The sequence below is a fragment of the Leucobacter chromiireducens genome, assembly GCF_003917135.1.
Lineage (GTDB): Bacteria > Actinomycetota > Actinomycetes > Actinomycetales > Microbacteriaceae > Leucobacter > Leucobacter chromiireducens_A.
The window spans coordinates 40,550-59,043 of sequence record NZ_RPDI01000020.1 but is presented as its reverse complement, the minus strand read 5'-3'; the positions used below and the strand labels follow the sequence as shown (position 1 = coordinate 59,043).

Sequence of the window (18,494 nt, the reverse complement as noted above, 5' to 3'; positions counted from 1 at the left end):
TGATCGCACCAGCGACGAGACCAGCTGCGCCGCCCGCGAGGGTGGCGAGCACCGGGTTCTGACCCGCAGTAATGAGGGAGGCCGCGACCGCGGCACCCGTGGTGAAGCTGCCGTCGACCGTGAGGTCGGGGAAGTTGAGGACGCGGAAGGTGAGATACACACCCAGCGCCATGACGCCATAGATGAGGCCGAGCTCGATTGCACCGATCATGGCTACTTCACCACGTTCGCGGCGCGCTCGACGAGCGCGGCCGGCAGCTCGACGCCGAGGCGCTTCGCGGCCTCGGGGTTGATCGTGAGTTCGAGATCCTTCGAAGTCTCGACCGCCATCGTCGCGGGATCGGCGCCGTCCTTGAGGATGCGGATCGCCATCTCGCCGGTCTGCGCGCCGAGCTTCGTGTAGTCGATGCCGACGGTCGCCGCGGCGCCGCCGTCGACGTGCGTCGAGTCGGAGCCCACCACGAGGATGCCCTTCTCCTCCGCGACTCCGACGATCGCGCCGATGCCCGAGGCGACGAGGTTGTCGCTCGGCGTGTAGATCGCGTCGACGTCGCCGAGGGACTCGGTCGCCTGCATCAGCTCGGAGGCGTTGGTGACCGTGGCCTCCACCACCTCGACGCCGTGCGCCTTCGCCGCNGAGGCGTTGGTGACCGTGGCCTCCACCACCTCGACGCCGTGCGCCTTCGCCGCCTCACGCGCGAGCTCGACCTGCACCTGCGAGTTGACCTCGCCGGAGCCGTAGACCATACCGATCTTCTTCGTGTCCGGCTTGATCTCCATGATGAGGTCGATCTGCTCGGCGACGGGGCTCAGGTCGCTCGTGCCGGTCACGTTGCCGCCGGGCGCCTCGTTCGACTCGACGAGATCTGCCGCGACCGCGTCGGTCACCGCGGTGAAGAGCACCGGGACGTCCGTGAGGTTCTGGGCCGCGGCCTGCGCGGAGGGTGTTGCGATGGCAAGGGCGAGGTCCACGCCGTCGCTCGCGAAGGTCTGCGCGATCGTGGTCGCCGTGGCGACCTCGGCGTTCGCGTTCTTCACGTCGAACGTCACCGTCTCGCCCTCGACGTACCCCGCGTCGATGAAGGCCTGCTTGAAGCCCTCGGCCGCGGCGTCGAGCGCGGGGTGCTGCACGAACTGGCTGATGCCGATCGTCACCGAGTCGGCGTCCCCGCCGCCCGAGTCGCCTGAGTCGGAAGTGCAGCCGCTCAGTGCCAGTGCAGCCGCGGCTACAAGGCCAGCGACGCCGAGCGCCCGGGTCCGAAAGCGTGTGCGTGCCATGGGTGTTCCTCACTCCAGTGTGATGATCCTCTGGCGCTGCCGCGCCGAGGGGTTGCTGCTCGACGCCGTGCTGACATCGATGTCCGTTGCTCGATCGTAGTGAGCTTCCGTTTGCGAGTAAACCTGACACCTAAACGGTAGACAGATATGACAATTCGGACAGCTCAATCGAGGTACTGCTGTGCAAGTTGCCTAGTTTTGCGCTAGGCGGCCGCTGCGGCGACTCCCTCGGTCCGCAGCGCGGCGATGACGAGATCGTTCTCCGCCGGATCGCCGATCGAGATCCGCAGGCCCTCGCCGGCGAAGGCGCGCGCCGAGATGCCGTGACGCTCCAGCGCCTCAGCCACGCCGCCGGTCTCCTCGCCGAGCGGTAGCCACACGAAGTTCGCCTGCGACGGCACGACGCGCAGCCCGGCCTCCCGGAGCGCCGCCGTGAGGCGATCCCGCTCGAGCACCATCTCGTCGATGCGCACCTGCAGTTCGCCCTCGGCCTCGAGCGAGGCGACCGCCGCCTCCTGAGCGAGCCGCGTGACCGCGAAGGGGATCGCGACCTTACGCAGCGCCTCGGCCACGGCGTCCGGCGCGATCGCGTAGCCGACGCGCAGCCCCGCGAGCCCGTACGCCTTCGAGAAGGTGTGCAGCACGGCGACGTTGTCGTAGCGGCGGAAGAAGTCGATGCCGCTCGAGGAGTCGGCGTCGACGTCGAAGTGCACGTACGCCTCGTCGACGACGACGAGCACGTCGCTCGGCACGCGGGCCATGAAGGCGGTGAGCTCGGCCTCGCTCACCACGGTGCCGGTGGGATTGTTCGGGTTGCACACGAAGATGAGGCGCGTGCGGTCGGTGATCGCGTCGGCCATCGCGGCGAGGTCGTGGCGCGCATCGGCGTCGAGCGGCACCTCGACGGGCACCGCCCCCGCGACGCGCACGAGGATCGGGTAGGCCTCGAACGAGCGCCACGCAAACATCACCTCGTCGCCCGGGCTGGCGAGCGCGTGGATGAGCTGCGCGGCGACCTCGACCGAGCCGGAGCCGAGCGCCAGGTTCTCGGGTGAGACGTCGAAGCGCGCGGCGAGGGCCGCGGTGAGCGATTCCGCGGCGATGCTCGGGTAGCGGCTGATCGACGCAGGCAGGGCCTCAGCGAGTCGGCGCACCACCGAGGGCAGCGGCTCGTAGGGGTTCTCGTTCGACGACAGCTTCACGCTGCGCCCGCCCGGCCCAACGGGCGCGGGCTTTCCCGCGCGGTACGCCGCGACCTGCTCAAGACCCTCACGGAACTGCGTCACCTTCGACATGCTCACTCCTTCGACTGCATCGCGGGCCGCGCGGGGCGGCCCTCCTGACCGGGCCACTCTAGGGAGCGCCGGCGTGTGCGTCAAACGGTACAAGTTTTCCTCGACAAAGTGCTCAGTTCGTATAGCCTGATCACGAAAACTCAGTACAGAATGCCGCATCGAGGGGGATCATGAGCATCGACCAGCTGGACGTCCGACTCATCACGCTGATCAGCGAGCACGCCGGGATCTCCGTCGTCGAGTGCGCGCGCCGGCTCGGCGTCGCGCGCGCCACCGCGCAGGGTCGCCTCGACCGGCTCCGCCGCACCGGGGTCATCGCGTCCGAGGCGCCGCACCTCGACCCCGCGGCACTCGGCTACCCACTGCGCACCTTCTGCACGATCCAGATCCACCAGTCGGTGGGGCACCAGCGCGTGGCCGAGGGGCTCGCGAAGATCCCCGAGCTCCTGGAGCTGCACACCATCACCGGCGACTACGACATGATGGCGACGATCGCGTCGCGGTCCACGCACGATCTGCAGCGGGTGATGGATCTCATCTCGCACACCGAGGGCGTCGCGCGCTCGTCCACCAGGCTCGCGCTCGAGAGCCACTTCAAGAACCGCACGCTGCCGCTCGTGCGCAGCGCGGTGCCAGCGGCCGCGGCAGAGTGAGCGCCAGCGGGCGAGGCCGAGTGAGCGCGGCGTACTGAGACTAGGCCGCCTGGCCGAACTCCCCGGTCGCAACAATGATCGCCCGCGCGATCACCGCGTCGCGCATCGTGAATCCCATCACCGCGGGAGTGGCGTTCGCGTCGACGTCGATGTGCTCGACGTTCAGCGCGTGCACCACGAACCAGTAGTGGTGCACGCCCGTGTGCTCCGGCGGCGCAGCGCCGGTGAACGCCGGCTCGCGCATCTCGTTCGGCATGGTGAGCGCGCCAGCAGGCAGCAACTCGCTCCCCGGCTCGCCGGCCGGGGCGCCGGCGCCGGCCGCGAGCTCCGTGACCGCGAGCGGGATGTTCGCGACCGACCAGTGCCAGAACCCGGATCCGGTCGGCGCATCCGGATCGAAACACGTCACCGCGAAGCTCTTCGTCTCCGCCGGGAAGTCCGACCAGCTGAGCTGCGGCGAGCGGTTCGAGCCGCCGGCGTATGCCGCGTAGAGCTCGGCAGGCAGCGGCTCGCCGTCCTGGATGTCCGTGCTGGTCAGCGTGAAACTGGGCACCTGGCGCATCCCCGCGTACGGATTGAGCGCGCCGCGCCCCTGCTGTGCATGCGTCATGATCATGCCCCTCGTGTGTGGCGCCGCGCGCAATCCCGGGGGCGGGATCCGCTTCCGGCGCGTGTGTCAATGGCCACAGCTTACGGGCCATGCACCCCAGAAGGCCAGGACCCGCGCCCGCTATACTGAGGGCTGGATCGGCGCGCCGTCGCCGAAGAATTCCGGGGGTGACCATGGCAGTGACGACAGGTTCCGAGCGCGCACGCGCAACCCTCGCCTACCTGCGGCGAAAGATCACCACCGGCGAGTGGCCGGTGGGCAGCCGGATCCCGATCGAGCCCGAGCTCGCCGAGCAGACCGGCGTCGGCCGCTCCACCGTGCGCGAGGCCGTGCGCTCGCTCGCCAGCATCGGCATGATCGAGACGCTCCCCGGGCGCGGCACGTTCGTGCGCTCGGCGGCGCCGACGAGCACGCTGCTCAACGAGTTCCTCACCGACTTCACGCTCGAGGAGATCCTCAGCTACCGCCGCGCCCTCGAGATCGAGGCGGCGCAGCAGGCCGCGATCCACCGCAGCGAGGACGACATCGCCGCGCTCGAGCGGGCGGCAACCGAGGAAGTGGGCTGCACGCGCTGCCCCGTACTTGGCTTCGCCGACGGCGCAGACTCGGCGTTCGACAGCAAGTTCCACCGCCTCGTCTTCGACGCGGCGAAGAACCGGCTGCTCGCCGCGCTCTACGCCGGCATCAACGATCGCCTCCGCACGCCCGAGCACCGCGGCCGCCTGGCCAACGTTGCGACGGGCGCGGAGATGGAGCGCGACCACGCGCGCGTCCTCGACGCGATCCGCCGCCGCGACTTCATCGACGCGGTCCACGCGATGGTGGATCACGTCGACCACGACGTGGTGATCGTGAACGATCAGCACGAGGTGGTTCCGCCGCTCACGCGCACCCCCGAGCAGCAGCAGCGCATCGACAGCGCGCGCGAGGCAGCGAAGGAGAAGGCGCAGGTCTAACGCGGGTCGAGCTCGCGCGCGGCGTACGCCTCGAGCGCGTCGCGCACGAACGCCGCCCCGGTGAGCCCGCCGTAGTTGGCGGCGAAGCGCTCGTCGGCGACGTACATCGCGCCGAGCCCGCGCACGTAGCCGGCGAGATCCCCACCAGGCGTCGCGGCTGGCGTGCCAGGCACGCTCCGCAGCCAGGCGACGTGGCGCGCCGCGAGCTCCTGCCCTGCGGCGCCGGCAGGCTCCTCGCCGGCCTCGACGGCGGCGATCCACGCGGCGTTCAACGCGGCGAGCTGCTGCGTCCAGTCGCCCTGCGCGACCTCGTCGAGGCCCGCCCACCAGCGCTCACTCGCGGCGGCGGCGTCCTCGCCCCAGCGGGCGGCCACCTCGTCGCGGTACTGCGCGTGGTCGAATCCGGCGAACATATCTTCAGACATCAGGTCTCCTTCGGTGTGTGAGTCGGGGAGGGCGGCGCGGCCGAGCGCCGCGACCGTGCGCTCGACGGCGCCGATCTGCGCGTCGATGCGATCCCGCTCGGCGCGCAGCAGTTCGAGATGCTCGCCGAGAATCCGAGCCTCGGCCGCGGCGGGCGTCTCGCCGCGCGCGGTGCGGTGCGCCGCCTGCGCGTCCTGCGCGGCGAGCACCTCCGCGATCGCGTCGAGGCCCAGTCCGAGCTCTCGCAGCAGCAGCACACGCTGCAGCCGCACGAGCGCGCGGTCGTCGTAGAAGCGGTAGCCGTTGGCACCGATCCTGCTCGGCGGGACGATCCCGATCCGGTCGTAGTGGCGCAGCGTGCGCGAGGTCGTACCCGCGGCGCGTGCCACCTCCTGGATCGAACGCTCCATGCGCGCTTCCCCTCCCCTGTTTCGTCCGGCGCCCAGGTGGCGCCGTCAGATCTACCGTAGAAGTTGACGTTACGTCAATGTCAAGCGTTGCGCACGCAGCCTGGCCGCGGTGCGGGCGCGTACCATGGTCGGGTGACCGCCAAGATCCTGCTCTACTACGCCTTCGCTCCGATCGCCGACCCGGAGGCAGTTCGCCTGTGGCAGCGCGAGCTGTGCGAATCGCTCGGCCTGCGCGGGCGCATCATCATCTCGAAGCACGGCATCAACGGCACAGTGGGTGGTGAACTCGACGCGTGCAAGCAGTACGCCCGTCGCACGCGCGAGTACGGCCCCTTCGCCGGCATCGAGATGAAGTGGAGCGAGGGCACCGGGTTCGAGCCGAGCACGCCGGAGCTGCTGCACGGGGTCGATCGCAGCGCGCCGTGGCAGCGCTCCGCCGACTTCCCGAAGCTGAGCGTCAAGGTGCGCGATGAGCTCGTGGCGTTCGGGATCCCCGACGAAATCGTGGTCGACGAGAACGGGGTGGTCGGCGGTGGCACCCACCTCTCCCCCGCCGCCGTGAACGACCTCGTGGCCGAGCGCGGCGACGAGGTCGTGTTCTTCGACGGCCGCAATGCGTGGGAGGCCGAGATCGGCCGCTTCCGCGACGCCGTCGTGCCCGACACCCGCACCACCCACGACTTCATCACGCAGATCGAGAGCGGGGCGTTCGACGAGCTGAAGGGGCGCCCCGTCGTCACCTACTGCACGGGCGGTATCCGCTGCGAGATCCTGTCGGCGGCGATGATCGAGCGCGGCTTCTCCGAGGTGTACCAGGTCGACGGTGGCATCGTGCGCTACGGCGAGGCGTTCGGCAACGATGGCCTGTGGGAGGGCTCGCTCGCCGTGTTCGACGGCCGCGAGGCGATGGACTTCGCGCCGGGCGCCGCGCAGCTCGGCCGCTGCACGGTGTGTGGCGAGCACACCACCAGCATCCCGAACTGCGCGGACGAGTCCTGCCGCGCGCGCTTCGTCGCGTGCGCGTCGCACGAGGCACCGCTCTGCCCGACCCACGCGGTGGCCCCGACCCCGACCCAGTAGCCCCCCGGGCCCCAGACCCGACCTCGGGCCCCCTGGCCCCCGCCCCACGGACCCCCGGGCCCCACGCGATCGGGGTCACTTCGGCAGGGTGTCGCTGCCGGAGCGAGCTCGACACTCTGCCGAACTGACCCCGATTCAGCGGGCGAGCATGCGTGTGAGCGCCGCCTCCGCTGCGGCGAGCGCCTCAGGCTCGGTGAAGTGGCCGGCCGCGCAGAGGGTGCCAAGGCCGTGCACGAGCCCCCACACGGAGCGGATCTCCTCGCCCGTTGCCAGCCCGGCGGCCGCCGACGTCTCCGCGAGCACACCCTCCAGGTGATCGATGAGGGGCGCCATCGTTTCGGTTGGCTGACCAGGGACGCAGACTTGGGGGTCGTAGACGACCGCGAACGCGTGCGGGCGCTCGACCGCGAAGCGAATGTACGCGGCCCCGCCAACACGCAGCGCGGCGTCCGGGGTGCGCTCCGCCGCGATCGCGTCCTCTACCGCCCGCGTGAGCTCCACCATGCCGCGCTCGGCGAGCGCTTTCAAGAGCCCGAGCCGATCCGTGAAGTGGTGGTACGGCGCGTTGTGGCTCACGTCGGCCGCGCGCGCGACCTCACGCAAACTGATCTCCGCGGCAGGCATGCGCTCGAGCAGCTGCATCGCCGCGGCCTCGAGCACCTCGGCCAGGTTGCCGTGGTGGTACGTCCCGCGCGAACTTGACATGCGCAACATTGTCTCCTATCTTGGCACTGTCCACATAGGTTGACACTGTCAAGATAGGTGCTCGCATGCCCCATGCCCTCGTCATCGACGGCCACCCCAACCCCGATTCCCTCACCGCGGCGCTCGCCCAGCGCTACGCCGCCGGACACGGCAACGCGCGGGTGCTCGCCCTGCGCGAGCTCAGCTACGATCCCAATTTGCGGCTCGGATACCGGGGCAGGATCCCGGTCGAGCCCGCACTCCAGGACGCCCGCGACGCGCTGCACGCCGCGTCACGGATCGTGATCGTCTCCCCCATGTGGTGGGGCGGGGTGCCCGCGCTCCTCAAGGGCTTCTTCGATCGCGCGCTCCTGCCTGGCGAGGAGTATCGCATGTCGAAACTTGGCCTTCCCATCGGCATGCTGGCCGGTCGGCCGGGGCGCTTCGTGATGCTCGCCGACACCCCGACGTTCGCGCTACCCTTCACCGGAAACGCCGCTGCCGGACAGGTGGCGCGCCACACCATGCGGTTCGTCGGCGTGCGCCCGTTCCGCGTGCACCGCCTGCTCGGCGTCGGCACGGCAAGCGAGCGCCGGATCGCGGCCTGGCTTGACCGCACTGAGCGCCTGGGCGCGCGTGATGGGCGCGCGGATCGCCGCCGCGCGGCGCCGATGCTCGCGGCCGCCCGCCCCGAGGCGGGTGGATCTGGCGGGTCTGGCGGATCTGGCGGATCGGGGTCAGTTCGGCAGGGTGTCGCGGCGTAATGCGGCGCGACACCCTGCCGGAGTGACCCGGATCGCGTTGGGGCCGGGGGAAGAGGCACGAGGGACGGGGGCGCGAGGGGAGAAAGGGGGGGGGCGAAGGGCGGCACGCTCTGAGCGATCACATACCGCGGCGCACAGCGTGGTCGCCTATTCTGCACCTGTGAGCCCTGAACACGACCCCCGAGCGGACGCCGCCCCGGACGGCACGCCCGCCCCGCGCTGGCTGCCTCCCGAACCGTGGCCGCCAACAGGAACGCCCGATCAGCACACGGGAAGCCAGCCGGGCGCTGTCGCCGATGTGCCCGGTTACCAGGCCGCCGCCTACCAGTACGCGCCGCCGGTTGCGGAGCCGTCGGCGGAGACGCTGACCCTCATCGACCGCGCGGTCGACCGCGTCCTCGCGATCCAGCGCCCGCTCGTGCTCGCGCACCTGCGCCGGCTCGGCGCGAAGCGCCCGGGCATGACACCGGCGGCGCTCAGCCGCGCGCTCGAACGCCGCTACGTAGCCGCCGTCACCGCCGGCGGCGGTGGGGTGGGCGCGGCAGCGGCGATCCCCGGCGTCGGAACGCTCGCCGCGCTCGGGATCGCGAGCGCGGAAACCGTCGGCTTCCTCGAGGCGACCGCGCTCTACGCGCACTCCCTCGCGGAGCTGCACGGGATCACGCTGCGGGATCCCGATCGTGCCCGCGCGCTCGTGTTGACGTTGCTGCTCGGCGACGAGGGCATCACGCTCCTTCGCCAGATCTCGCAGCAGGCGGGCGGGGGTTCGTCCCGCTCCTCGTTCTGGGGCGAGCTCGTCTCGTCGTCGCTGCCACGCCAGCTCGTCGGGCCGCTCGCCGGGCAGCTCAAGGACATGTTCATCCGCAGGGCCGCGAAGATCGGCGGCGCCTCGGTGGTGAGCAAGGCGATCCCGTTCGGCGTTGGCGCGGTGCTGGGCGGTTCGGGCAACTACGTGATGGCGCGCCGAGTGGTGGCGCGGTCGCGGACGGCGTTCGGGCCGGCCCCGCACGCGCTGCCGCTCGAACTCGCCGAACTGCGCGCCGAGACGGCGGCGAAGCCGTCGCTGCGCCAGCGCTCCGCCGAACGTTCGGCGGAGCGCCGCGTGCGCCGGGCGCTGCGTGGGGCGGACCCCGAGCAGCCCGAGCTCTGACCCAGGCTCTTTCACCCGCATGTGAAAAGTGGCAAACCGACGCTTCGTTGGGCTGAAGCGTCGATTTGCCACTTCTGGAGTGGGGGCACAGCGCGCGCTCAAGGGCGCGCGTGGGGCGCAGCGCCCCGAGCCAACCAGACTGGGCGATCCTCGCCCCAGGGATGGCCAGCCCAGGGTTCCGGCTCCTCCTGCCAGGCCGGGCGGTACGGGGGCCCCGCGAGCTGCAGCGCTCCCCAGGGCGTCGCAACCGCGGGCGACAGCTCCGGCGCGGGCACCGCGGCGCCTTCGCCCTCACTCAGCGAGCCCGCACCCAGCGAGCCCTCACCCGCGCCCGCACGCAGCAGCGCGGCAGCGATCCCCTCGAGCCGCGTCTCCACCCGACCGCCCGTGCCACGGGCGAGCAGGCTCAGCACCCCGGCGGCGAGCAGCGCGCCAGCGGAGTGGTCGAGCGCCTGCGCCGGCAGCTTGCCCGGCACCCCATCGCCGGGCGACTCCAGTAGCGCGATGCCGCTCGCGGCCTGCACCAGACTGTCGAAGCCGCGCCGCGCTCCCCACACTCCGCCCGGCTCCCACGCCGCGACGCTGGCGATCACCGCACCCGGGTAGTCGGCAGCGAGCTGATCGGGATCAACCCCAGCGTGCGCGAGCGCGCCCGGACGCGCACCGCACACGACAACGTCCGCCGTCGCCACGAGCTCACGCAGCGTGCGCACGTCCGCCCGCGCGCGCAGATCCAGTAGCGTCGAGCGCTTCCCGCGCCCGGTATCGAGCCACTGCCAGAACGGCTCGTCACGGTTCGGACCGTCGACCCGCAGCACGTCGGCGCCGAGGCTCGCGAGCGTACGCGTACCAACGGGTCCGGCGATCACGCGCGTGAGATCCAGCACCCGAACGCCAGCCAGCGGGAACGCACCCGGTGCGCGGTTCGGCAGCGCGCGGCACGCGGCGGCGTGCCCGCTTGAGCGCACGCCGAATCCGATCGCGCCACCGTCCGCAGACACCCCGGCGTCGCGACGCTCGTCGGCCCACGTCGCCGCGTCGCGCACGGCGACTGCGAGGCCGCCCGCGGCGAACACCTCGCGCTCGAGCTCGCGCGCCGAGCGGTCGCGGATCACCTCGGCCGCGCGTGCGGCGACGTCCGGAGCGGCGACGTCAACGCCCAGTACCCCGGCCAGCGCTGCGGCGTGCCACGCGTAGTTCGCGTGCGTGCGCACCCACCCGTCGCCCGCGGCAAAGAACCCGCTGAGCGGGGCCCAAACCGGGAACGGTGTGCCGTCGATCCGCCCCAGCTGGTCGCTGCGGAACGAGGCGGCGACCCGTTCAGGGTCCACCTGGACCGCTGCGGCGCGAGGCGCCCCACTCAGGCCAGCCCGAGCCAACTCCATGGCGGCTGCGAGTACCGTGACGGCATCGGCAGCGAGCTCACCGACCGGGAGCCGCGCGCGCAGCGGGACGGGCGCAGCGGAACCGCCCTGATCGGGATCGGAGCGCTCGGCCCCGATCCCGATCTGCGTGAGCCACGCCGCTCCGAACCGCCCCATGCGCGCCGCCGAACTACCAGATGCTCACGCGCTCGGCCGGGTCGAGCCAGAGCGCATCGCCCGGCTGCGTGCCGTACGCCTCGTGAAAGGCCGCGAGGTTGCGGAGGATTTGGTTGCACCGGAACTCGTTGGGCGAGTGCGGGTCGATCGTGAGGAGGCGCACGGTCTCCTCGGGGCGCGACTTCTGCTGCCAGGCCTGCGCCCAGGAGAGGAAGAAGCGCTCGGCCCCGCTCAGCCCGTCGATCACCGGCGGCTCGGCGCCCTCGAGCGAACGCAGGTACGCCTTCCACGCGATTTCGAGGCCGGACAGGTCCCCAATATTCTCGCCGATCGTCAGCTCGCCATTGACCTTCTGGCCGTCGGCGCCCTCCGGGGAGAGCTCGTTGTACTGCCCGATGAGTGCGCCCGTGAGCTGCTCGAACGCCGCGCGGTCCTCCTCGGTCCACCAGTCGGTGAGGCGGCCGTCCCCGTCGTAGCGCGAGCCCTGATCGTCGAAGCCGTGGCCGATCTCGTGCCCGATCACGGCGCCGATCGCGCCGAAGTTCGCCGCAGCCTCGGCGTGCTTGTCGAAGAACGGGGGCTGCAGGATCGCTGCGGGGAACACGATCTCGTTGAAGCCCGGGTTGTAGTAGGCGTTGACGGTCTGCGGGGTCATGAACCACTCGTCGCGGTCGATGGGCTTGCCGACCTTGCCAAGCTCACGCACGAACTCCGCCTCGGCGACGCGGCGAGAGTTGCCGACGAGGTCGCCAGCGTCGACGACGAGCGCCGAGTAGTCACGCCACTTCACGGGGTAGCCGATCTTCGGCGTGAAGCTGTTCAGCTTGTCGATCGCGCGCGCACGCGTGTCCGCACCCATCCACGACAGGTTCTCGATCGAGTCGCGATACGCCTCGATGAGGTGCGCGACCAGCCCGTCCATCTCGGCCTTCGCATCCTCGTCGAAGTGCCGCTCGACGTAGATACGGCCAACCGCCTCACCCATCGCGCCCTCCACGAAGGAGACGCCGCGGCGCCAGCGGTCCCGCTGCTCGGGGGCCCCGGTGAGCGCGGTGCCGTAGAAGTCGAAGTTGGCGCGCGAGATCTCCTGCGAGAGCAGCGCGGCCGAGGAGCGCACGATGTTCCACACGCTCCAGGCCTTCCACGCCTCGAGCTCGTCGTCGACGAGCAGCGCGGCCATGCCGCTGAGCGCGTCGGGCTGCGCCGCAACGACCTCGGCGAACGCCGCCTCCGGCGCACCCATCTCCGTCAGGTAGCGCGACCAGTCGAGCTGCGGGGTGATCTCCTCCAGCTCGGCGAACGAGCGCAGGTTGTAGAGCTTCTGAATGTCGCGGCTGGCAACCTTGTCCCAGTGCGTTGCCGCGATGCGGCGCTCGAGCTCGTATGCGAGATCGGCGAGACGCTCGGCGTCCTCGACCCCTGCGAGGCCGAGCATGCGGGCGATGTGCGCGCGGTACTGCTCGCGGATCTCGGCGAACTGGTCCTCTCGGTAGTACGACTCGTCGGGCAGGCCGATCCCGCTCTGCATCACGAACACGATGTAGCGCGCGGGATCGCCGGGATCGTTGTCGACGAACATGCCGAAGAATCCGCCAAGCCCCTGCCGCTCGAAGCGCGCCTGGAGGGTGACCAGCTCGTCGATCGAGGTGACCGCGAGCGCGCGGGCCAGGTCCTCCTGGATGGGCTGCGCGCCGAGCGCGTCGGCGCGGTCCGTGTCCATGAAGCTCGCGTAGAGGGCGGCGACCTGGTCGCTCTCGCCGACGGCCGGCGTGCCTGGCGCCGGCGCCGGGGTGCCGGTGATGATGTCGCGCACCGCTTCCTCGGCGTTCTCCGCGAGCACCGCAAACGAGCCGTAGCGCGCCTTGTCGGATGGGACCTCGGTGCGGGCGATCCACTTGCCGTTCACGTGGCGGAAGAGATCGTCCTGCGGGCGGATCGCAGGGTCAAGTTCAGCGAGGTCGATACCGGAGACGGGCGCTACGTTGCTCATGCGCCCAGCCTAGCCGCGCCCCCGGCACCCCGTCCCGAGAAGATCAGATCGGGATCGCGGCTGTGAGCGAACACCTGGGCAGGGCGGGGTGTGGACAAGGGTGCGCTGCGGCAAGAGCTGCGGCAGCGATCCCAGTGTCCGAGGCACCGGGTACCGTACTCTCATGCCCTCCGAACCCGTGGTGCCAGCTCCCGCCGCGCCGGCGCGTGCCGCGCGGCGTCAGATCGATGGCCGCATCGCCGGCCTCGCCATTCCCGCGCTCGGCGCGCTCGTCGCCGAGCCACTGTTCCTGCTCGTCGACTCGGCACTGGTGGGCCACCTCGGCATGTCGGCGCTTGCCGGCTTGGCGGTCGCGAGCGCGATCCTGCAGACCGCAGTGGGGCTGATGGTGTTCCTGGCCTACTCGACCACGCCGCTCGTCGCGCGGCGGCGCGGCGCGGGCGATCTGCGCGGCGCGGTGCAGGCCGGCATCGACGGGCTGTGGCTCGCGCTCGCGATCGGCGCCGTCGTCGGCGCGCTCATGTGGCTGATCAGCGGCCCACTCGTCGGATTGTTCGGGGTCGAGGCCGAGACCGCCGAGCAGGCGCGCATCTTCCTGTCAGTGTCCTGCCTCGGGATCCCGGCGATGCTCGTCGTGTTCGCGGCGAGCGGGCTGCTTCGCGGGCTGCAGGACACGCGAACGCCGCTCTACGTCGCCACGATCGGCTTCGCCGTGAATGCCCTGCTCAACTGGTGGTTCATCTACGGGCTCGGTTTCGGGATCGCGGGCAGCGCGTGGGGCACGGTGCTCGCCCAGTGGGGCATGGTGCTCGTGTACCTCTGGGTGATCGTGCGGCACGCGGTGCGCGCGGGGGCAGGCTTCCTGCCGCGCCGCGATGGCCTCGGGCACGCTGGCCGCTCCGGCGGGTGGCTCTTCATCCGCACGGTCGGTCTCCGCGCGGCGCTCCTCGCCACGGTGTTCGCCGCGACGAGTCACGGGACCGCGGCGACCGCCGGTTACCAGATCGTCTTCACCATCTTCTCGACCGCCGCGTTCGCCCTCGACGCGCTCGCGATCGCCGCGCAGGCCCTCGTCGGCGATGCGCTCGGTGCGCGCGACGCCGAGCGCGCGCGGCTCATCACCCGCCGCACCGTGTTCTGGGGGGTGGTGAGCGGTGCCGCGATCGGGCTCGTGCTCGCCGCGCTGAGCCCGCTCATCGGGCGCGTGTTCACGAGCGACCCCGCGGTGCTCGACATCCTGCCGCCCGCCCTCCTCGTGCTCGGCGTCTCGCTGCCGCTCGGCGGGCTCGTGTTCGTGCTCGACGGGATCCTCATGGGCGCTGGTGACGCGCGCTACCTCGCGTGGACCAGCCTCGTGAACCTCGCCGTCTACCTGCCGATCCTGTGGCTCCTCACGCAGGCCGTGCCGAGCGGCACCCCGGCCCTCATCGCGCTCACGGCTGGCTTCACGATCGTGTTCATGCTCGCGCGCGCGGTGACGCTCGGCCTGCGCACGCGCAGCGGGGCGTGGGTGCGCCTCGGGGTGTAGCGATCCCGCGCAGCACGACTCGCATTCCGGCCACCGCTGAGCCATAGAATCTACTGATGAGCACACCGAACGCCGCGCTTCGCGCCCGCGCAGCCCACCGCTGGACCGTGGGGATCCTGGCCGTGTTTGCCCTGCTCGGCATGGGGTTCGGTAGCTGGCTCAGCCGCCTCCCCGCGGTGCGCGATCACCTCGGGGCTTCCACGCTCGAGATGAGCGTGTTCGGGCTGACGCTCGCGCTCGGATCCCTCACGGGGCTCATCTTCTCCGGGCGCACCGTGACGTTGCTCGGCCCGCGGCGTACGCTGGCCGTCGGGATTATCGGGCAGGCCATCGCCATGCCAGCGGCCGCCGCGCTGTTCTGGGTGGGGGCCGCCGTGCCGGCCGCCGCGTGCCTCGCGCTCTTCGGGATCATGTTCGCCACCTCGGACGTCGCGATGAACGTGAGCGGCGCCGCGGCCGAACGAGAGCTCGGGAAGCCACGCATGCCCCTCTTCCACGCGGCGTACAGCCTCGGCAGCGTGAGTTCGATGGGGCTCGGCGCGCTCGCCGAGTCGCTGCGCATCCCGGTGCCCGTGCACCTGACGGCGCTGTTCGCCCTGCTCACGCTGGGCGTGCTGCTCGCCTTGCGCGTCGTCCCGAACGCCGCGCAGTCCTCCGACGTCGAGCCGCACGCGAGCGTGCACACCGGCCCGATCCCCACGGTCACCGCCGCCGACCAGGCCGCGGCAGCTGCCGCTCAGGCCGCGCGCGCCGCCCAGAAGCGGCCGTACAGCCCGTGGCGCGACCCCCGGATCCTCATCATCGGCGGCATCGCGATGAGCATGAGTCTCGCCGAGGGCACCGCGAGCGACTGGCTGCCGCTCGCGCTCACCGACGGGCGCGGCTTCGCGAACGAGACCGCCGCGCTCACCCTCGGCGCGTTCTTCGTCTCGATGACGCTCACTCGCGTCGCGGGATCCTGGCTGCTCGGCCGCTTCGGACGCGTGCTCGTGCTGCGCGGCGGCGCGCTGCTCGTCATCGCCGGCGTGATCGTCACGATTCTCGTGCCAACGAACTGGGCGAGCGTCGTGGGCGCGGTGCTCTGGGGCATCGGCAGCGCGTTCGGCTTCCCGGTCGGGATCTCGGCCGCCGCCGACAACCCGCGCACGGCGGTGCGCGACGTCGCTGCCGTCTCGGCGATCGCGTACACCGCCTACCTGCTCGGCCCGATGCTCATCGGCTTCCTCGGCGAGCACTTCGGGCTGCTGCAGGCGTTCTGGCCGCTCGTGGCGTTCGCCGGGTTCGCGCTCGTGTTCGCCGGCACCGCGCGGGAGCCGGAGCCCCGCGAATCGTCGAGCGGATCGGGGCTCGCGCCACAGGACAGCCACACCGGGTAAACTACGGCGGGTGCGAATCGTTGTTGCTGACTGCTCTGTCGACTATGCCGGCCGCCTCTCGGCCCACCTTCCGCGGGCCAAGCGTGTCCTCATGCTCAAGAACGACGGCAGCATCCTCGTCCATTCGGACGGCGGCTCGTACAAGCCGCTCAACTGGATGAGCCCGCCCTGCTCGCTCGAGACGCTCGAGCTTGAGGACGACCACCGCGAGGCGGGCATCGTCGAGCAGTGGCAGGTCACACACAAGAAGACCGCCGACAAGCTCGTCGTGTCCCTCTTCGAGGTGATCCACGATTCGGCGTACGACCTTGGCGTGGATCCCGGTCTGATCAAGGATGGCGTCGAGGCGCACCTGCAGGAGCTCCTGGCCGATCAGATCGAGCTCGCTGGCGAGGGGCACACGCTGGTGCGCCGCGAGTACATGACCGCGATCGGACCGGTGGACATCCTCGCGAAAGACGCGTCCGGCGGCTCCGTGGCGATCGAGATCAAGCGCCGCGGCGGGATCGACGGCGTCGAGCAGCTGACACGCTACCTTGAGCTGATGAACCGCGATCCGAAGCTCGCGCCCGTGCAGGGCGTCTTCGCCGCGCAGGAGATCAAGCCGCAGGCGCGCACGCTCGCTGAGGATCGCGGCATTCGCTGCCTCGTGCTCGACTACGACGCGATGCGCGGCATGGAAGACAAGAACACCCTCTTCTAGGCGGGCGCACCCACCGCACCAGGGAATCCCACCAATCCCCACGGAGAAATCGCGGATCTCGGAGGGGAACCTTCGAGTTCCTCCGAAATATGCAATTTCTCCGTGGGGATTGGGGGTGAGGTGAGTGGGTGAGGTGAGAGCTCAGAAGCGCGGCGCGCGGGATCAGCGGTCCCGGAGCTCGTCCTTCGCCTCGTTCCGCGCCTGCACGGCGTCACGCTTGGCCTCAGCCTGCTTCACCTCGGCCTCAGCCTGCAGCTCGTCAACCTTGTCCTTGGCCTTGTCGATGCCGTCCTCAACGGCATCGCCGACCTTCTTCGCCGCAGCCTCTGCCTTGGCCTTTGCGTCATCAAGAAATCCCATGGTGTCCCCCATTCGTTTCCGGTTGGTGGAGCTCCAGTCTTGCGAGCTGAGCTGGAAGAAACTGCAACACCCGCTGAACACGCTGTGAGGTTGCGGGTGTATTTTTGCGCGCGGAGGCCGTGCGACGGCGTCCAGGATCGTCGCGTAAAATCGACCCAATGACCGATACTCCGACTGGCCAGGCGCTGCCGGGCAGCTCCGTCGATCCGGCCGAACTTGAGATCGCGCTCCGCGTGCTCGCGCAGGCGCACACCCTTGACCCGGATCACCCGGATCACGCCGCACTCCGCCAGGCGACCTCGTCGATGTTCAAAGCCCAGAAGCGCGAGCGCCGCCGCACGAAGCGCGAGACCGTGGCCGCCGCCGATCGCGCGGTGATCGCCGCAACCGCGACCGGCGCCGCCGACCGCATCGACGATGAGACGCGCGGGCTCCCGCTCTCCTCGAGCACCACCGCGGCGTCCGCCGGCGAGCTCATCAAGCCGCGCAACTGCTACATCTGCAAGCAACCGTACACGCGGGTGGATGCGTTCTACCACCAGCTGTGCCCCGAGTGCGCCGCGTTCAGCCACGGCAAGCGCGACGCGCGCACCGACCTCACCGGGAAGCGCGCGCTCCTCACGGGCGGGCGCGCGAAGATCGGCATGCACATCGCGCTGCGCCTCCTCCGCGACGGTGCGCACACGACGATCACCACGCGCTTCCCCAAGGATGCCGCGCGGCGCTTCGCCTCGCTGCCGGACTCCGCAGAGTGGATCGATCGACTCCACATCGTGGGAATCGACCTCCGTGATCCTTCCCAGGTGATCGCGCTCGCCGACTCGGTCGCGGCGCGCGGCCCGCTCGACATCCTCATCAACAACGCCGCGCAGACCGTGCGCCGCTCCCCCGGCTCGTACTCGCTGCTCGCCGACGCCGAGGCGCAGCCGCTGCCGGCCGGGGCGCTGCCAGAGATGGAGGTGTTCGGGCATCCGACCGAGCTGCACCCCAAGGCGATCCAGTCCACCGTTGATGCTGCTGGCGCGCTGTCGATCGACGCGGCGCTCCCCTCCGCCCTCACCGGCACGATCGCGGCCGGCCTCGCCCAGCACCGCTCGGCCGCCGAGTTGACGGAGCTCGCGATGGCCCCCGGCTCCTCGTCGCTCGAGAAGCACGCGGATGGGACCGCGATCGACGCCGGCGGGCTCGTGCCGGACGTGACGCGCGTGAACAGCTGGGTGCAGAACGTGCAGGACGTCGACCCCCTCGAAATGCTCGAGGTGCAGCTGTGCAACGCGACCGCGCCGTTTATCCTGATCAGCAGGCTGCGTGCGGCCATGGCCGCGTCGCCGGCGCGCCGCACCTACGTGGTGAACGTATCGGCGATGGAGGGCCAGTTCTCGCGCCGCTACAAGGGCCCAGGCCACCCGCACACGAACATGGCGAAGGCCGCGCTGAACATGCTCACGCGCACGAGCGCTGGCGAGATGCTCGAGACCGACGGCATCCTCATGACCGCGGTGGACACGGGCTGGATCACCGACGAGCGGCCGCACTTCACGAAGGTGCGGCTCGCGGAGGAAGGCTTCCACGCCCCGCTCGACCTGGTCGACGGCGCAGCGCGGGTGTACGACCCGATCGTGCGCGGCGAGGCCGGCGAGGATCTGTTCGGCTGCTTCCTGAAGGACTACGCGCCGAGCCCCTGGTAGGAGGG

18 protein-coding genes are annotated in these 18,494 nt (G+C 70.8%); 9 read left to right on the top strand and 9 right to left on the bottom strand.

Features of this window, described 5'->3' with window-relative positions:
• The 3 genes from EGM46_RS10380 to hisC all read right to left on the bottom strand — a co-directional run.
• On the bottom strand, nucleotides 1–211 hold a 211-nt coding region (locus EGM46_RS10380; protein ID WP_431194077.1), incomplete at its 3' end, for an ABC transporter permease subunit.
• A 2-nt stretch (nucleotides 212–213) separates the two neighbouring features.
• Nucleotides 214–1,278, bottom strand: coding sequence for an ABC transporter substrate-binding protein (locus tag EGM46_RS10375; RefSeq protein WP_125100081.1), 1,065 nt, complete (start codon nucleotides 1,276–1,278; stop codon nucleotides 214–216).
• A 203-nt stretch (nucleotides 1,279–1,481) separates the two neighbouring features.
• Nucleotides 1,482–2,573, bottom strand: coding sequence for a histidinol-phosphate transaminase (hisC, locus tag EGM46_RS10370; RefSeq protein ID WP_125100080.1), 1,092 nt, complete (start codon nucleotides 2,571–2,573; stop codon nucleotides 1,482–1,484).
• Nucleotides 2,574–2,743: 170 nt separating this feature from the next.
• Here hisC and EGM46_RS10365 point away from each other — a divergent pair, with 170 nt between their 5' ends.
• Nucleotides 2,744–3,226 (top strand): Lrp/AsnC family transcriptional regulator, encoded by a 483-nt coding sequence (locus tag EGM46_RS10365; RefSeq protein ID WP_125100079.1) that lies wholly within the window; start codon nucleotides 2,744–2,746, stop codon nucleotides 3,224–3,226.
• A gap of 40 nt (nucleotides 3,227–3,266) precedes the next feature.
• On the opposite strand, the gene EGM46_RS10360 is transcribed toward EGM46_RS10365, so the two are convergent.
• On the bottom strand, nucleotides 3,267–3,836 hold the full coding sequence (locus tag EGM46_RS10360; RefSeq protein WP_125100078.1) for a YbhB/YbcL family Raf kinase inhibitor-like protein: 570 nt from the start codon (nucleotides 3,834–3,836) through the stop codon (nucleotides 3,267–3,269).
• Between the two features lie 173 nt (nucleotides 3,837–4,009).
• On the opposite strand from EGM46_RS10360, the gene EGM46_RS10355 reads away from it, so the two are divergent.
• Nucleotides 4,010–4,792 (top strand): FadR/GntR family transcriptional regulator, encoded by a 783-nt coding sequence (locus EGM46_RS10355; RefSeq protein ID WP_125100077.1) that lies wholly within the window; start codon nucleotides 4,010–4,012, stop codon nucleotides 4,790–4,792.
• Here EGM46_RS10355 and EGM46_RS10350 read toward each other — a convergent pair.
• Entirely contained in the window at nucleotides 4,789–5,625 is an 837-nt protein-coding gene (locus EGM46_RS10350; RefSeq protein WP_125100076.1) for a MerR family transcriptional regulator, read from the bottom strand. The two genes, EGM46_RS10355 and EGM46_RS10350, sit on opposite strands and share 4 nt — an antisense overlap.
• A gap of 132 nt (nucleotides 5,626–5,757) precedes the next feature.
• Here EGM46_RS10350 and EGM46_RS10345 point away from each other — a divergent pair, with 132 nt between their 5' ends.
• Entirely contained in the window at nucleotides 5,758–6,705 is a 948-nt protein-coding gene (locus EGM46_RS10345) for a rhodanese-related sulfurtransferase (protein WP_125100075.1), read from the top strand.
• A gap of 135 nt (nucleotides 6,706–6,840) precedes the next feature.
• Here the strand turns inward: EGM46_RS10345 and EGM46_RS10340 are convergent, their stop codons facing one another.
• Entirely contained in the window at nucleotides 6,841–7,410 is a 570-nt protein-coding gene (locus tag EGM46_RS10340) for a TetR/AcrR family transcriptional regulator (RefSeq protein ID WP_125100074.1), read from the bottom strand.
• 65 nt (nucleotides 7,411–7,475) lie between these two features.
• Here EGM46_RS10340 and EGM46_RS10335 point away from each other — a divergent pair, with 65 nt between their 5' ends.
• Entirely contained in the window at nucleotides 7,476–8,153 is a 678-nt protein-coding gene (locus EGM46_RS10335) for an NAD(P)H-dependent oxidoreductase (protein ID WP_125100073.1), read from the top strand.
• Between the two features lie 160 nt (nucleotides 8,154–8,313).
• Entirely contained in the window at nucleotides 8,314–9,303 is a 990-nt protein-coding gene (locus EGM46_RS10330; RefSeq protein WP_125100072.1) for a hypothetical protein, read from the top strand.
• Between the two features lie 98 nt (nucleotides 9,304–9,401).
• On the opposite strand, the gene EGM46_RS10325 is transcribed toward EGM46_RS10330, so the two are convergent.
• Both EGM46_RS10325 and EGM46_RS10320 read right to left on the bottom strand, forming a co-directional pair.
• Complete coding sequence (locus tag EGM46_RS10325) at nucleotides 9,402–10,844, bottom strand: CoA transferase (protein ID WP_125100071.1); 1,443 nt, start codon at nucleotides 10,842–10,844, stop codon at nucleotides 9,402–9,404.
• Nucleotides 10,845–10,857: 13 nt separating this feature from the next.
• Nucleotides 10,858–12,834, bottom strand: coding sequence for a M13 family metallopeptidase (locus EGM46_RS10320; RefSeq protein WP_125100070.1), 1,977 nt, complete (start codon nucleotides 12,832–12,834; stop codon nucleotides 10,858–10,860).
• A gap of 163 nt (nucleotides 12,835–12,997) precedes the next feature.
• Here EGM46_RS10320 and EGM46_RS10315 point away from each other — a divergent pair, with 163 nt between their 5' ends.
• The 3 genes from EGM46_RS10315 to nucS are packed head-to-tail and all read left to right on the top strand — an operon-like array spanning nucleotide 12,998 to nucleotide 16,441.
• On the top strand, nucleotides 12,998–14,362 hold the full coding sequence (locus EGM46_RS10315) for an MATE family efflux transporter (RefSeq protein ID WP_125100069.1): 1,365 nt from the start codon (nucleotides 12,998–13,000) through the stop codon (nucleotides 14,360–14,362).
• Nucleotides 14,363–14,418: 56 nt separating this feature from the next.
• Nucleotides 14,419–15,738 (top strand): MFS transporter, encoded by a 1,320-nt coding sequence (locus tag EGM46_RS10310; RefSeq protein WP_125100068.1) that lies wholly within the window; start codon nucleotides 14,419–14,421, stop codon nucleotides 15,736–15,738.
• Between the two features lie 10 nt (nucleotides 15,739–15,748).
• A complete protein-coding gene (gene nucS / locus EGM46_RS10305) occupies nucleotides 15,749–16,441 on the top strand; it encodes an endonuclease NucS (protein ID WP_125100067.1) in 693 nt (230 codons plus the stop codon).
• Between the two features lie 162 nt (nucleotides 16,442–16,603).
• On the opposite strand, the gene EGM46_RS10300 is transcribed toward nucS, so the two are convergent.
• On the bottom strand, nucleotides 16,604–16,801 hold the full coding sequence (locus EGM46_RS10300; protein ID WP_125100066.1) for a hypothetical protein: 198 nt from the start codon (nucleotides 16,799–16,801) through the stop codon (nucleotides 16,604–16,606).
• A 158-nt stretch (nucleotides 16,802–16,959) separates the two neighbouring features.
• On the opposite strand from EGM46_RS10300, the gene EGM46_RS10295 reads away from it, so the two are divergent.
• Nucleotides 16,960–18,489, top strand: a complete 1,530-nt coding sequence (locus EGM46_RS10295; RefSeq protein ID WP_125100065.1) for an SDR family NAD(P)-dependent oxidoreductase — start codon at nucleotides 16,960–16,962, stop codon at nucleotides 18,487–18,489.
• Nucleotides 18,490–18,494 lie beyond the last annotated feature (5 nt).

What these genes read in the sequence shown, in the direction of transcription:
- hisC (WP_125100080.1), bottom strand. Translation starts at nt 2,573, where the DNA reads ATGTCGAAGGTGACGCAGTTCCGTGAGGGTCTTGAGCAGGTCGCGGCG.
- EGM46_RS10365 (WP_125100079.1), top strand. Translation starts at nt 2,744, where the DNA reads ATGAGCATCGACCAGCTGGACGTCCGACTCATCACGCTGATCAGCGAG.
- EGM46_RS10360 (WP_125100078.1), bottom strand. Translation starts at nt 3,836, where the DNA reads ATGACGCATGCACAGCAGGGGCGCGGCGCGCTCAATCCGTACGCGGGG.
- EGM46_RS10355 (WP_125100077.1), top strand. Translation starts at nt 4,010, where the DNA reads ATGGCAGTGACGACAGGTTCCGAGCGCGCACGCGCAACCCTCGCCTAC.
- EGM46_RS10350 (WP_125100076.1), bottom strand. Translation starts at nt 5,625, where the DNA reads ATGGAGCGTTCGATCCAGGAGGTGGCACGCGCCGCGGGTACGACCTCG.
- EGM46_RS10340 (WP_125100074.1), bottom strand. Translation starts at nt 7,410, where the DNA reads ATGTCAAGTTCGCGCGGGACGTACCACCACGGCAACCTGGCCGAGGTG.
- EGM46_RS10335 (WP_125100073.1), top strand. Translation starts at nt 7,476, where the DNA reads ATGCCCCATGCCCTCGTCATCGACGGCCACCCCAACCCCGATTCCCTC.
- EGM46_RS10325 (WP_125100071.1), bottom strand. Translation starts at nt 10,844, where the DNA reads ATGGGGCGGTTCGGAGCGGCGTGGCTCACGCAGATCGGGATCGGGGCC.
- EGM46_RS10320 (WP_125100070.1), bottom strand. Translation starts at nt 12,834, where the DNA reads ATGAGCAACGTAGCGCCCGTCTCCGGTATCGACCTCGCTGAACTTGAC.
- EGM46_RS10315 (WP_125100069.1), top strand. Translation starts at nt 12,998, where the DNA reads ATGCCCTCCGAACCCGTGGTGCCAGCTCCCGCCGCGCCGGCGCGTGCC.
- EGM46_RS10310 (WP_125100068.1), top strand. Translation starts at nt 14,419, where the DNA reads ATGAGCACACCGAACGCCGCGCTTCGCGCCCGCGCAGCCCACCGCTGG.
- EGM46_RS10300 (WP_125100066.1), bottom strand. Translation starts at nt 16,801, where the DNA reads ATGGGATTTCTTGATGACGCAAAGGCCAAGGCAGAGGCTGCGGCGAAG.
- EGM46_RS10295 (WP_125100065.1), top strand. Translation starts at nt 16,960, where the DNA reads ATGACCGATACTCCGACTGGCCAGGCGCTGCCGGGCAGCTCCGTCGAT.